A 14,609-nucleotide genomic window follows, 5' to 3' on the forward strand; every position below is an offset into this window, starting at 1 on the left:
TTGCATTGCAGGTTAATCTTTAATGGGAAGGTTCCTCCTTCTGTGTATAAGAGAACCCTGTCGCTACGCTCCGGAACCTCTTATACACAGAAGGAGGGGGACTCATATGCAGTCAAGAAATTGCACTTCTATCTTGAATGTATACCATTTATTGCTTTGCGAGAATTGAAAATTTCCTCTTGAGCATACCAAAAGAGTAAAATCCGTAATTCTCGCACACTTCAACAACTACCTGTTTTCCTGAGAGTTACATATTTCACAAAGTACAACGGACACGAAAACAGCACCAAAAGTTACCTTTGCGACAAAAAAAAGGTAACGTACAAACATACAAAAGGTATGAAAACAACAAGTAAAACATTACCTTTCATCATAAAATCTGATACAACCCATCTGCAAACCTGGCAAAACGGGAAAAACAACACACGCCGGTTCGTTAATTTAACCAATTTTGATTATAAAACTCATACCATACAACCGGTCTGCGGAAGCGGAGTTTCGCAAGCGGCGCGTTTCGTCACACCCGTATGCTTCAAAACAGGATGCGAATCAACGAAACGCAACAACAGCAATGACAAATCGCCCATGAGAAACAAATGGTAACCATTTGCCATGCGATTCGTTACCATTCGCATTGCGATTTGTTACTATCTGTCGCACTGACCAAATGCTTTTCATATTGTTTCTTTGTTCCGCAAGATAGCTGCAAATTCGCCAAGACTAACATAAAAAACTTGGGAAAATTCTGCACATTTTTCTTGTCTTTGGGAAAACTTGGGAAATTCGCAACCTTCCTGCACAACCAAACGCTTGCTTCCCAGCACCGTAAAACGATGACTCTTTGTTTATGCCACGTATGGAGAAAAAACGGCATGCACAACACTCGTGCCATAAACCTGCACCGTAAAATACACAGTCTTCAAAAAATCTGAAAATCAGCATTTTGAGCACATCCCCAAAACCGCAGCACGAAACACTGAAAACCTTTCAACCTGAACACTTTTTCCCAAGATTCCCAAGATTCCCAAGTTTTAAATGTACCCATACACCATGCTGTTTCAGTCCCCTATATTATATATACCTATTTAATATATATATTATAAATAAAAAAAATATATAGTCACAGAAAAAACTTGGGAACTTGGGAAAAATCCGGTCGTTTTTTTTGTTTCTTGGGAAACTTGGGATTTTTCCACAACCTGACCGTTACATTTCCACAGAAAACAAAACGCACAGAATCCGCAGCGCAAGGTCACCACCCCGGCATAAAAAAACATCCCAAAGGCAACAAAACGACAGGCAAAGCATTACCTTCGACTGCACAATCCATACAAACCACCTGCAAATCAGACACAAACGGCATAGAAGCATGAATTTAACCAAATTTAACCACAAAACTCTTGCAATTTCAAAAGAGACACAAAGGTATTTTTTTGAGCACAAATATTGAAATCTCCCACCTTATGATTTGCAGATTCCAACATTTTTTAGTAACTTTGCACTCGAATTTCGCATACAGATTTTTAAATGATCAGACTGGACAAACATATCGAAATACTTCTCTTGGACAACGACTGTGTCATTGTTCCCGGGCTTGGTGGCTTCATGGCTCACCATGTATGTGCACGGTATGACGCAGAGACACAGTCTTTTCTACCACCTTTGAGGCAACTTGGGTTCAATTCCCAGCTGCAAATAAACGACTCCCTCCTCGCGCAATCCTATATAGAAGCGTATGACATCAGTTATCCGGAGGCCTTGCGTCGCATCGAAGACGAAGTGACCGAGTTGCAGCAAAAGATACGCAACGAAGGCAAATGCGAGCTCAACGACATCGGAGTGCTCACGCTTAACGAGAATGGGAAAATAGAGTTTGAGCCTTGTGAGGCAGGAATATTGACACCTGAACTTTACGGACTCAACACCATAGACATAGCCCCTCTTCGTACAACAGCAACAGTTGGACAGAGCGAAGAAACTCATGTAGGCATACCTCACCAAGAGCCGAAACCGGCACCTCAGTTGGCTGTAGCACAAGATATTGCAAGACCAGCAGTTGAAGAGAACGAATTGGAGGAGTCTGCAACAGAGCGCACTATATCAATACGCGTCAGCACTCTCAAGCATGTTGGCACTATAGCTGCAACAATCCTCGCACTACTTGTCTTCTCACTGCCTGTAGGACAGACATCCAAACCTACTGTGTCCGAAAGTTACATGGACACAGGGATTCTCTACAATATCCTGCCTAAGCAGATGCGCAATGCTGACAGCGCAGACAAGAGCGTCATGCAGTACGAGGTAAAGCCTGTAAACAAAGAGGAAATGATTGATACAGAATCAATCGAACAGGCATCGGCTCCTGCTGCAGAGACAGAAATTGAACAACAGTTTTTCAGCATTGTACTTGCAAGCCGTGTGCCGGAAGACAATGCCCATGACTTTGTGAAGCAATTAAGAAAACAAGGCTTTGACAAAGCAGAAATGATAACTCGCAAGAATGGGGCAAAAGTCATCTACGGACGCTTCTCTTCCGAGAAAGAGGCTTTGGACTCACTGCGTAACCTACGTAACCAATCCGAACATTTCAACGATGGATGGGTTATGGAGTTCTAACGAAGTGATAGGCAGTGCTTTATGGCTTTAAGCACAGTCATATATGTGTGCCCCGACAGTAGTGTATCACTTTTACTGCTGACACATACTTTTTTATAATCAAAACAAATATTTTTCAGATGAAGCGCGTACGTTGCCCCAAATGCGATAATTACATAATCTTTGACGAGACGAAATACGAGGACGGCCAGCAACTGGTTTTCCAATGCTCGGAATGTGGCAAGCAGTTTGCCATTCGTATGGGAGTGTCCAAACTGCAAAGGACGCAACGTGACGCAAATCCGGAAGAAGAGGCTGAAAAGACTGAATACGGCTCTATTCATGTCATTGAGAATGTGTTCGGATATAAGCAAGTTATCCCACTGCACCTTGGTGATAATATCATAGGAAAGTATGCAAAAGGAAATGACATCCACTGCCCCGTGGAGACAAGCGACCCTTCAATGGATCTTCACCATTGCGTGCTGAACATCTCGCGCAATAAAAAGGGCGAGCTGAAATATATCCTCCGTGACGGTCCGTCAAACACAGGCACCTTTGTTGACAATGACATCCTCGGTGACAGGGAACGACGCGTGATTGACCATGGGACGTTGTTCACATGCGGTGCCACAAGCATTATTCTTCACATAAATGACAATGAAGAATAGATTTTCTATAATTATATTTTCATTGTTGTTGCTCTCCTCCTGCGGAATAGACAACAACATTAAGAAGGGCGAGGCTTTCCTCGCTCTTGGCGAATATTATGACGCAGGAGAACAGTTCAAGAAAGCTTATTCCAAAACTCCGCCAAAAGAGCGTGCAAAGCGTGGTATGCTCGCACTGAAGATGGCTCACTGCTATGAGCGCATCAATGCCTCACAGAAAGCTGTTGGCGCATACCGTAATGCTGTGAGATACAACACCGCAACAATCGACGACCACCTTAGCCTTGGCAGACAGATGCTGAAAGTCGGCGACTACAAAAATGCTGCCATCGAGCTGCAGATGGTTCTCGATTCCATGCCGAACAATGTCTTGGCAAAGAACGGTTTGCTCTCTGCCAAAATGGCACCGCAATGGAAGAAGGAAGGCTCTCGGTACATTGTAAAGAAGCAGGACATTTTCAATTCAAGACGTGCAGACTTTTCACCGATGCTCGCCGGTGACCAATATGACCAGCTTTACTTTACCTCTACACGTAATGACGCTGAAGGAGACGAACTTAGCGGCATTACCGGAACAAAAGCCGGAGATATTTTTGTATCACAAAAAGACGACAAAGGGAAATGGTCAAGACCGGAAGCTGTCACCGGAGGGATAAACACAGAATATGATGAGGGCACATGTTCCTTCTCGCCTGACGGCAGGGAAATGTACATCACCCAGTGTCTCAATGACGGAGAATACCCACGTTATGCACAAATAGCCAAGTCAAACCGCTCTGATGCCGCATGGGGCAAAGCCACTGTCGTTGAACTGACAAAGGACACATTGTCAAGTTTTGCCCACCCCACATTGTCACCGGACGGTAATTGGATTTATTTCGTAAGCGACATGCCGGGAGGACAGGGAGGATTGGACATTTGGCGTGCACGCATTACAGCAGCAGGATTTGGCGGAGTGGAGAACCTCGGGCCACAGATCAACACTCCCGGGAACGAGATGTTCCCGGCATTCCGCCCTAACGGCGATTTTTATTTCTCTTCCGACGGACTGCCGGGAATGGGAGGACTGGACATTTATTATGCCACTACTGACACGAATGGAAAGCTAAAGATTGAGCATCCTGGCTACCCCTTGAACTCCAACGGTGACGATTTCGGCATGACATTTGAAGGATTGCAGAACAAAGGCTACTTCTCATCCAATCGTGCTGACCTTGGACGTGGCTGGGACAAAATTTACTCTTTCGAGAATCCGGAGATAATACAGACTGTAAAGGGCTGGGTATACGAGAATGACGGATATGAACTTCCGAAAGCTCTTGTCTACATGGTAGGCAACGATGGTACTAACCTGAAACTTAATGTAAAAGGGGATGGTTCTTTCGAGCAAAAGATTAATCCGGATGTTGATTATATATTCCTTGCCACTTGCCCGGGATTCCTTAATCATAAAGAGGAACTAAGAGTACAGAAAGTGGAAGAATCTGAGGAATATACCTTACAGTTCCCACTGCCGAACATCGGCATCCCTACACTTATCAATAACATAAACTACGAGTTTGACAAAGCAACACTGACACCGGAGTCCACAGAAGCTCTTGACAAACTTGTGGATTTGCTGAACGAAAATCCAAACATAACGATAGAACTCTCCGCCCATTGCGACTACCGTGGTTCGGATGCGTATAACAAAACCCTGTCACAGAAACGTGCGGAATCGGTATGTTCTTATCTCAAGTCCAAAGGTATTGCAGCTGACCGCCTTTCTCCACGCGGCTACGGCAAGGAGAAACCGAAGGTCATACGCAAGAAACTCACAGAGACATACAAATGGCTGAAAGAGGACGACAAACTCACCCGGGAGTTTATTGAAAAGCTCCCGAAAGACCAGCAGGAGATTGCCAACCAGCTGAACCGACGTACAGAGTTCGTAGTTCTCCGCACAACCTACGGCATGTTTGACGAGAAAGGTAACCTGAAACCTCTTCCAAAGAAAAAGAAAACAGAAGAGAACGGAACTGACACAGAGTTCTTTGACATAGAATGACTTTCGTCTGGAAAAACAATAGCCACAGCTTATAATTTAGGAATAATATAAAAGTGGTGTTCAACATTCTTTCTTAGTGATAGAATTGTTGAACACCACTTCTTTTTATCTGTATATAGTAAGAAAGAATAGATTTGCGAAAATATGCAAGCGCATTGCTCATGGTTTTCCAATTACCAAATGACTACGTTTTTGTATAATTCCCATATTCTACAGTAACTGCCGTGCAAAGTGTGGCGGAGCCACAACCCTTACGGTAACCGCGGGCTTCAGCCCTGCGGGCAGTGAATAGTCCATACATAACGTGTGGCAGCGCCACACTCCTTTATGGTTCATCTTCGCACAAGTGTATGAAAATGGGTTGTTGAGGTTCGTGCTGCCTGTGTGGGTTAGGCATAAAGGAGTGTGGTTCCACCACACAGCGTTTGAGCTGTTTTACAGTCCTCACGGCTGAAGCCGGAGGTTACCGTAAGGGCTGTGGCTCCGCCACACTTTGCATGGAGATGTTGACAATAAGGCAGGAGTGTTTTCGCAAATCAATTTTGTTTGACTATAATCCTTGCATTTGCTATTCACTCAAACAAGCATTATCATACTCGAGCAACTTGCTTTACCCCTTTTACGACACGGAGCTTTTTCATCAGTTGCTCAAGGCGGCTTGTATCATCAATGTTAACGACAATGGTTCCTGCAAAAAGCCCATCATGGCTGTCAATATTGATAGAACGCATCAATATACGCTCTTCCTTTGAGATTACGGACGTGATGTTTGACACAATGCCTATGTCATCATTACCTATCACACGCAGCGTAATGGCATACTGTCCACATCCTTTGCCACTCCACTGTGCATCAACAATACGATAACCGAAACGACGGCGCAGCTCCGGTGCATTAGGGCAGTCACAACGGTGAATCTTTATGCCACCGGAAACAGTGACAAAGCCGAACACATCATCGCCGTAGATAGGACGACAGCAGCTTGCAAGAGTATAATCCAAGCCTTTTTGGCTCTGATCTATTACAAGCACGTCGGAACGTGAGCCCTCTATACCGCTTCTATTTGATGTCGCACCTATGATATATTCGTCAGTCAATTTAAAATCAGCAGCAGAACGATGGTCAGGGTCTGCACGCTCCTCACCGACCAAAGATGTTTGAACCGGTTTTGGATTTTTCAGCAGAGCATATTTTTCTATAACCTCCTGCATGTCAAGTAATCCCTCACCTACCTGACGATAGAACTCCGCAACCTCTTTTATGCCGAGTTTCTTCACAAGCTGCTGTATGACAGCCTCGTCAAAGTCCAGTTTTCTGTTCTTCAACCTGCGCTCCACCATTTCCTTTGTTATGGCGATTTCCTTGACAACAGTCTCCTTCAGTGCAAGCCTTATCTTGGACTTGGCACGTGAGGTGTGGGCAATCTGGAGCCATTCGCGCTTTGGACGCTGCTGTACATTTGTGACGATCTGCACTTGGTCACCGGAACGAAGTTCGTAGCGCATGTTCTGCACTTTGCCATTGACCTTCGCACCTGTACAGTGGCATCCGACTTTGGAATGGATGCAGAAGGCAAAATCAAGAACAGTAGAACCTGCTGCCAACTTAAAGAGGTCGCCCTTTGGAGTAAAAACATATATCTCTTCATCCTTCAGCGATTTCCGGAAGAAATCCATAACCTCCAAATCATCCCCGGCTTCCATTGCAGCGCGAATGGAAGCAAGCCATTCATCCATGCCACCGCCTTCTTTCACTCCTTTGTAGCGCCAATGGGCAGCAAGACCATGCTCGGCAATGTCATCCATACGTTCGGTACGTATCTGAACCTCCACCCACTTGTTTTCCGGACCAAGAACAGTTATGTGCAGTGACTCATAACCATTGGACTTTGGCACTGACAGCCAGTCTCTAAGGCGTTTGGGGTTAGGCTGATACATATCGGTTATGATACTGTAAACCTGCCAGCACTCCATTTTCTCCTTCTCAGGCTTTGAATCAAGGATTATCCTTATGGCAAAAAGGTCATAGACACCCTCAAACGGACACTTCTGCTTCTTCATCTTCTGCCAAATGGAATGAATGGACTTTGTCCTGCCCTTGATATGGAATTTCAGTCCCTGCGCCTCAAGTTTCTCTTGTATAGGCACTATGAAATTCTGTATATAAGCATCACGCTGCTTCTTCGTCTCGTTAAGTTTGTCCTTGATATGGTAGTATGCATCGCTCTCAAGATATTTCAAAGAAAGGTCCTCCAGTTCGGACTTCAACTTGTAAAGTCCGAGTTTGTGCGCCAAGGGAGCATACAGATAGTTTGCTTCCTCAGCAGCCTTTTGCCGCGCATTCGCATCCGGACAGCACTTAAGGTTACGCATAAGATTCACCCTGTCGGCTATCATCACAAGGATTACACGCATGTCCTCTGCAAAAGAAAGCAGAAGATTGCGGAAATTCTCGGACTCTATTGTCGGTGTCTTCTCATAAAGGGACTGAATACGGATTATACCACTAATTATGTCTGACACACCTGCGCCATATTTGTCAAGAATATCCTCCTGTGTGGCATAACCATTAAGGACACTCCTGTAAAGCATTATCGCTATGACTCCGTCACGCTTAAGCCCAATCTCGTCTATGGCAATAACCGCCGTCTGCAACGAGTGCAGGATAGGATTAAGATGAAAGACATCACGCTCCACCCTACCATCCTCCAAAGACTGCAGAACCTGATGGCGTATATTGTGCTCGTCATCCTGATGCAGGAAACAGCCAACCTTCTCCTTCAACTGCTCGAGAAGAATGGCTATTTCCTGCCTTTCTGCTTCTGTAAAACTGAGTTTTTCCTCCATAACATTACAAATTATTTTTTCACGCACCAAACATCGGAAACATTCTTCTTACCATAACAAGCTCTATCATATCTGACATGACTTGCATACAGAAATAGACATGCAATTCCCAACGTTGCTGCGTTTGCGGTACAAAAATAATAAAATTTGTTATTACCCATGTATTTTTTTATTATTTCTTTTTTGATTTAAAATAAATTCACTAATTTTGTAGCAACGATAAAAACCAAACTATGACATGCCTTGTACAAAACAGCAATACCATTGCCATGTTTTATCCCATTGAAATCGTATAATATCTATAAAAACCATAAATCTAAAAAACATGTTATCAGAAAAAGATTTGCAACAACTTGCCTCCAAAGGCATCACACCTGAGAAACTCGAACAGCAACTCAATGAATTCAAGACCGGCTTCCCTTTCCTAAAACTTGAAGGCTCCGCAGTAATCGGAAAAGGAATCGTCGCTCCGTCTACTGACGAAGTAAAGACCTACGTGCAGGCATGGAACGACTATAAGGCGGAAGGAAAGAAGATTGTGAAGTTCGTTCCTGCATCCGGCGCCGCTTCACGAATGTTCAAGGATATGTTCGCTTTTGCTGACGCTGACTATGATGTGCCGACAACAGATTTCGAAAAGAAATACTTCGACAACATCGAAAACTTCGCATTCTACGATGCACTTGACGCACTTCTCAAAGAACAGAAGGGCAAAGGAGTCAAAGAACTTATCGCAGAAGGAGACTATAAGTCTGTTGCAAAAGGCATGCTTGCAAAAGACGGACTCAACTACGGGCAGTTGCCAAAAGGCATGCTGTTGTTCCATAAATACGATGAAGGCGCACGCACTCCTATGGAAGAGCATCTTGTGGAAGGCGCACTCTATGCTGCATCAAACGGCGAAGCGAATGTGCATTTCACTGTCTCCGGCGAGCATCTTGATTTCTTTAAGCAGAAAGTGGCAGACAAGGCTGACTATTATGCTGAGAAATACGGCATAAAGTACGACATCTCATTCTCAGAACAGAAGGCTTCAACAGACACTGTCGCTGCTAATCCTGACGGCACTCCATTCCGCAACGAAGACGGAAGCCTGTTGTTCCGTCCGGGTGGACATGGTGCTCTCATCGAGAATCTCAACGACATCTCTGCCGATGTTATTTTCGTTAAGAACATCGACAATGTAGTACCTGACCGCCTTAAGCCTGAAACAGTGGAATGGAAACAGGTGATTGCAGGTGTACTTGTGACATTGCAGAAGCAGGCATTCGAATATCTCAATATCCTTGACTCAGGAAAGTACGACCACGACAAACTTATTGAAATTGTCAAATTCGTACAGAACGACCTGTGCTGCCGCAAATTGGACATCAAAGAGCTTGAGGATGCAGACCTTGTAATCTATCTCCGCAAGAAACTCAACCGCCCGATGCGAGTGGCAGGCATGGTAAAGAATGTCGGTGAGCCTGGTGGCGGTCCGTTCCTCGCATACAATCAGGACGGAACTTACTCACTGCAAATCCTTGAGTCAAGCCAAATTGACAAGAAGAACGAGCAGTACATGAAGTACTTCTCCGAAGGCACACACTTCAATCCGGTTGACCTCGTTTGCGCAGTGAAGGACTACAAAGGCAACGCTTTCAATCTTCCTGACTATGTTGACCGCACAACAGGCTTCATCTCTTCCAAGTCAAAGAACGGCAAAGAGCTCCAGGCACTTGAACTTCCGGGACTGTGGAACGGCGCAATGTCCGACTGGAACACCGTCTTTGTTGAAGTGCCACTCGGCACTTTCAACCCTGTGAAGACTGTCAATGACCTTCTCCGCGACCAGCACCAGTAAACATCTGCTTTGCTGAATACATAGCAAATAACAACATACAAGAGGCTGTCCGATAATGTTTTGCGTCGGGCAGTCTCTTACTTTATTTGTGCCCTTAGGTTATTATTCCCATCAATAAGCAAACCATAAGCAACTATTGGCATAACAAAAGGTAACGCTTTACATAACAAAGTGTTACCTTTTATTGGCTAAAGTGTTACCTTTTACAGAACAAAGTGCCACACTTTACTTTTTCGTTCCTCAAACTGCATTTAAAAGTGAAAACGCATCGGTAATACAGAAAAATTCTGTACTTTTGCACACGCTAAACTTTTCAAAGAACTTTCTTACCGCAAACTCACATAAACAACATATATCAAAATGAGAAATACAAGTAGTTTTTGCCGATCACTCTTGCGCGGAGCAGGTCAAGTGATGTTCATGGACAATGTAAACACCGGAACATTGTTTCTTGCAGGAATCATAATCGGTTCATGGATGTACGGAACTGTCATTGTGGCTGTTGGCGCAATGGTCGGGCTCATAGCATCAACCATACCGGCATATCTTCTTCGCAAAGGAGAAGAGGATGCAGACCAAGGTCTTTGCGGATACAATGGAGTACTCATCGGATGTGCCCTGCCTACGTTCTTTGGCAGCACTCCATTTATGTGGGCTTCACTCATTATCCTTTCTGCAATCTCCCCGTGGCTCAGAGAATTGATGAATAAGTATCTGAAAAATTTCGGCATCAATGCTCTCACCTTTCCTTTCATTCTGTTGACCTGGCTCTCTTTCTGCTTTGCCTTGCCACCTGTAACTACTGTATCGGCAGAACCTATACAAGACCTGACCGTATCCAATCTTGCAGAAGCATTGATGAATGGTGTTTCCCAAGTCTTCCTCATCAACTCCTATGTCTGTGGCGCTCTCTTCCTTTTAGGATTGCTCATTGCTGATTGGCGTGCAGCGGTATGGTGCACCTTCGGTTCGGCAGCCGGAATGGCAATGGCTTTTGCCTTCCAACAAGACCCAACAGCCATAACAAACGGACTTTACGGTTTCAATCCGGCTCTGACAGCCATTGCCTTGGGAACTGTTTTCCACAAAAGTACAATGGTTACGATTGTCGGAATTATCATAACTTTTTTCATACAAATAGCCCTTGTACACCTGCTCTCACCAATCGGCATTCCGGGACTGACAGCACCGTTTTGCATTGCGACATGGATTATCCAGATAATCACGAGCAAGACTAAATGAGAAAAATAAGGTTTGTACAAAACAATGCGTCAGACCTGATATCCTTATACTACATTTACATAAGTTTACCACAAAATTATGATGACAGAGACAGATCCCAAAAAGACAACTCGTGCCTATGCATTTGAAATGTGGATGCAGGCGCCAATGCCTATGGTCACATTCTTTAAGACATTGAATGTGACACGATTGTACAAATTAAGCAAAAAGCAGAACTTGAAATTCAACATGCTGATGTGCTGGTGTATCGGACGGGCGGCAAGCCAAATAAAGGAGTTTTTCATGCTACCTGTTGACAACAAGCTAATGCTGTTTGACACACTCGCAGTGAATACTATTGTCATGAACAAAGATGGAGAAGTAAGTTCGTGTGATATTCCGTTGTCAGACACTCTGCAAAAGTTCAATGAAGATTACCTCCGACTGACCAAACAGGTACATGACTCATGTACTAACCACGACCTTATGGAGAGTATGGTGATTGGGACTTCCGCATTAGCCCAATATGAAATAGACGGTGCCGTAGGCATGTACAGTGGCGTTTTCAATAATCCTTTTATGATTTGGGGCAAATACAGTCGTGGATTGTTCCGTACAAAATTGACAGTCTCATTCCAATTCCATCACACACAAATGGATGGAGCGCACGCCGCACGCTTCCTGGACTTGCTTCAAAAGGAGATTAACAGTCTATAAAAAATTATTGGTGTCGTCCGGCAAAAAAATCATAATAAGCAATAAAACTCATGTATATCAGCAGTTTACGAGGTTGTCCTTCATAATGGGCTTGTCTTGGAACCCACAGACGCAATTCTCCGCACAGAGATAAAAGTCCCGCAGATTATGCGGATTTTCACGGATATTCTCAACTATTTGTGTCATTTGGTAAAGAACATAAAAAGCAGTAAAGCTCTTGCATATCAACATATATGTCGTTGGCTTGTTCTCGTAAACCTTGCATCAATTTTTCATGACATGAGGTGATATTTATTTTGCCGGACACCAACAAAAAATGCAGGAGTGAATTCTATAAAGAACCACTCCTGCATTTTTTAATATATTTATAACAGTATTAAAATCAATCGTAATCCGTAGGTTTATTACTTTGCATAAGCAACAGAGCGAGTCTCACGGATAACAGTAATCTTCACCTGTCCCGGATATGTCATCTCTGTCTGGATCTTATTTGCGATATCACCGGACAATGCTTCGGTCTCTGCATCGGTCATCTTGTCTGCACCAACAATGACACGAAGTTCGCGACCGGCCTGAATAGCATAGGTCTTTGTTACACCGGGATAAGACATTGCAATAGCTTCAAGGTCATTGAGACGCTTGATGTAAGCCTCCACAATCTCACGGCGAGCACCTGGGCGAGCGCCTGAGATAGCGTCACAAACCTGCACAATCGGAGCAAGGAGGGTCTGCATCTCCATCTCGTCATGGTGAGCACCAATGGCATTACAGATGTCCGGTTTCTCCTTGTATTTCTCTGCAACCTTTGCGCCATAAAGAGCATGCGGCATCTCGTTCTCCTCATCAGGCACTTTACCGATATCGTGAAGGAGACCGGCACGCTTTGCTTTCTTAGGATTAAGTCCTAACTCACTTGCCATGACAGCACAAAGATTGGCTGTCTCACGGGCGTGCTGCAGAAGGTTTTGTCCATAAGAAGAGCGGTACTTCATCTTTCCGACTATACGCACAAGTTCAGGATGCAAGCCATGGATGCCAAGGTCTATTGTTGTACGCTTACCAGTCTCAACAATCTCATTGTCAAGTTGCTTCTTGACCTTAGCCACAACTTCCTCGATACGTGCAGGATGGATTCGACCGTCAGCGACAAGTTGATGCAGGGCGAGACGGCAAACCTCACGACGGATAGGGTCGAATGCAGAGATTACAATAGCCTCCGGTGTGTCGTCAACGACAATTTCCACACCACACGCTGCTTCAAGAGCGCGGATATTGCGGCCTTCACGTCCGATAATACGGCCCTTAACCTCATCATTGTCAATATGGAAGACAGACACACTGTTCTCTATGGCTGTTTCCGTAGCTGTACGCTGGATTGTCTGGATGACAATCTTGCGTGCCTGCTGGTTTGCATTGAGCTTTGCCTCCTCGACAATGTCGTTGATGTATGCCTGCGCGTCAAGGCGTGCCTTGTCCTTCAGAGTCTCAACAAGGCGTGCTTTAGCCTCATCGGCAGAAAGTCCGGAAATCTGCTCAAGCTTGTACAGTTCCTGTTCCTCCATCTTCTGAAGCTCTTCTGCCTTGAGTGCCACCAAGCCACGTTCATTATCAAGCTTTTTCGCCTCATTGTCAAGCTCTTGGCTCTTACGGTTCAAGTCTCCCTGCTGCCGATTAAGCTCCTGCTCACGCTGACGCACACGCTGTTCGCTCTGCTGGAGTTTTTGGTTACGGTGCTGTGTTTCCTTCTCAAGTTCATTTTTCTTGTTGAGAAACTTCGCTTTAACTTCAAGGAGTTTTTTCTCCTTCAATACTTCCGCCTCTTTTTCGGCAGTAGCAATCATCTCACCATACTTGCCTTTGAGGATGTATCGGAAAATGATGTATCCAACGCTTATTCCCACAATCAATGCGGCAACAGCTGTTATAATAATTGGAATTAGCATATTAATTTATATTTATAATAAAAAAAATCGATGTTACTACTCTTCTTTCAGAGCATTATTTATCTCCACGGAGAGTTTCTTGATGGTCTCCAAGAATGGCGTAACATCATTGCGTTTTGCCTCTCGCTCATAACGAAGTGCTATGTCAACAAGAGCCATATAGAGTATCTCTTTCTCACTCTTAAGTCCCTTGTAGTAATTTGTGTAATTACCGACAACTTCCGTTATAAGCAAAGCAAGGTGACGATACATTTCTTCATCCTGACGGTCAATCTTCACCGCCATGTCTGTATCGTATATATGCAATCTTATATTCAGTTTATTCTCTTCAACCATAACTTTATCAATATTTATCACTGTCCGTCTTGCTGTTCAGTAAGCAGGGTTATGCACCTGTCTACGTCACGGATGAGTTTATTGACATGTTTGCGTGCTGTCTCCAAGTCTCCATCGCCGATTTCTATGATACGGGCAGCCTTCAGCATATCATAGTCATGCATGGAAGCATTGGCAAGCACCTCCATCTCCTTGACATATTTCTCCTGAGCGGCAAACTGTCTCTTCATGTCATTAAGTTCCTGCCGCATCTCTTTGTACTTGAGGAGCAACTGCCTAATGAGTAAAGAAAAGTCTTGTATTTCCTGCTCAGAATATGCCATTGGGATAAATATTTATTTTTGCAAATTTTGTCATTTAACACAATTATATTAATCTACCTGTCTGCAA

Annotated in this window: 12 protein-coding genes; 8 read left to right on the forward strand and 4 right to left on the reverse strand. The window is 44.3% G+C overall.

Going from position 1 to position 14,609, the window contains the following annotated elements; genetic code table 11:
* Positions 1 to 339: 339 nt before the first annotated feature.
* From HPS57_RS02430 to porE, 5 genes are all read left to right on the forward strand, one after another.
* Positions 340 to 603 carry a hypothetical protein gene (locus HPS57_RS02430; protein ID WP_172179877.1) on the forward strand — a complete coding sequence of 88 codons (264 nt, stop codon included), beginning with the start codon at positions 340 to 342 and terminating at the stop codon, positions 601 to 603.
* Between the two features lie 530 nt (positions 604 to 1,133).
* A complete protein-coding gene (locus tag HPS57_RS02435) occupies positions 1,134 to 1,373 on the forward strand; it encodes a hypothetical protein (RefSeq protein WP_172179879.1) in 240 nt (79 codons plus the stop codon).
* 154 nt (positions 1,374 to 1,527) lie between these two features.
* The gene (locus HPS57_RS02440; RefSeq protein ID WP_172179881.1) at positions 1,528 to 2,616 is read left to right on the forward strand and encodes an HU domain-containing protein; all 1,089 of its coding nucleotides are present in this window, start codon (positions 1,528 to 1,530) and stop codon (positions 2,614 to 2,616) included.
* A 119-nt stretch (positions 2,617 to 2,735) separates the two neighbouring features.
* On the forward strand, positions 2,736 to 3,266 hold the full coding sequence (locus tag HPS57_RS02445; RefSeq protein ID WP_172179883.1) for an FHA domain-containing protein: 531 nt from the start codon (positions 2,736 to 2,738) through the stop codon (positions 3,264 to 3,266).
* Complete coding sequence (porE, locus tag HPS57_RS02450) at positions 3,256 to 5,313, forward strand: PorE family type IX secretion system protein (protein WP_172179885.1); 2,058 nt, start codon at positions 3,256 to 3,258, stop codon at positions 5,311 to 5,313. The genes HPS57_RS02445 and porE overlap by 11 nt, the downstream gene beginning before the upstream one ends.
* Positions 5,314 to 5,903: 590 nt before the next feature.
* On the opposite strand, the gene HPS57_RS02455 is transcribed toward porE, so the two are convergent.
* Positions 5,904 to 8,159 carry a RelA/SpoT family protein gene (locus HPS57_RS02455; RefSeq protein WP_172179887.1) on the reverse strand — a complete coding sequence of 752 codons (2,256 nt, stop codon included), beginning with the start codon at positions 8,157 to 8,159 and terminating at the stop codon, positions 5,904 to 5,906.
* A 325-nt stretch (positions 8,160 to 8,484) separates the two neighbouring features.
* Between HPS57_RS02455 and HPS57_RS02460 the strand changes: the two genes are divergently transcribed.
* The 3 genes from HPS57_RS02460 to HPS57_RS02470 all read left to right on the forward strand — a co-directional run bounded on the left by HPS57_RS02460 (position 8,485) and on the right by HPS57_RS02470 (position 11,940).
* Positions 8,485 to 10,002, forward strand: a complete 1,518-nt coding sequence (locus tag HPS57_RS02460; RefSeq protein ID WP_172179889.1) for a DUF4301 family protein — start codon at positions 8,485 to 8,487, stop codon at positions 10,000 to 10,002.
* Between the two features lie 360 nt (positions 10,003 to 10,362).
* Entirely contained in the window at positions 10,363 to 11,244 is an 882-nt protein-coding gene (locus HPS57_RS02465; protein ID WP_172179891.1) for an urea transporter, read from the forward strand.
* Positions 11,245 to 11,325: 81 nt separating this feature from the next.
* On the forward strand, positions 11,326 to 11,940 hold the full coding sequence (locus tag HPS57_RS02470) for a CatA-like O-acetyltransferase, family 2 (protein WP_172180614.1): 615 nt from the start codon (positions 11,326 to 11,328) through the stop codon (positions 11,938 to 11,940).
* Between the two features lie 404 nt (positions 11,941 to 12,344).
* On the opposite strand, the gene rny is transcribed toward HPS57_RS02470, so the two are convergent.
* Genes rny through HPS57_RS02485 form a run of 3 tightly spaced genes read right to left on the reverse strand, consistent with a single transcriptional unit; the run spans position 12,345 to position 14,542 of the window.
* Positions 12,345 to 13,883 (reverse strand): ribonuclease Y, encoded by a 1,539-nt coding sequence (gene rny / locus HPS57_RS02475; protein WP_172179893.1) that lies wholly within the window; start codon positions 13,881 to 13,883, stop codon positions 12,345 to 12,347.
* 36 nt (positions 13,884 to 13,919) lie between these two features.
* Entirely contained in the window at positions 13,920 to 14,219 is a 300-nt protein-coding gene (locus tag HPS57_RS02480) for a cell division protein ZapA (RefSeq protein WP_172179895.1), read from the reverse strand.
* A 17-nt stretch (positions 14,220 to 14,236) separates the two neighbouring features.
* Complete coding sequence (locus tag HPS57_RS02485) at positions 14,237 to 14,542, reverse strand: coiled-coil domain-containing protein (RefSeq protein ID WP_172179897.1); 306 nt, start codon at positions 14,540 to 14,542, stop codon at positions 14,237 to 14,239.
* Positions 14,543 to 14,609 lie beyond the last annotated feature (67 nt).

The organism is Palleniella intestinalis, from assembly GCF_013166595.1.
GTDB classification, from domain to species: domain Bacteria; phylum Bacteroidota; class Bacteroidia; order Bacteroidales; family Bacteroidaceae; genus Prevotella; species Prevotella intestinalis.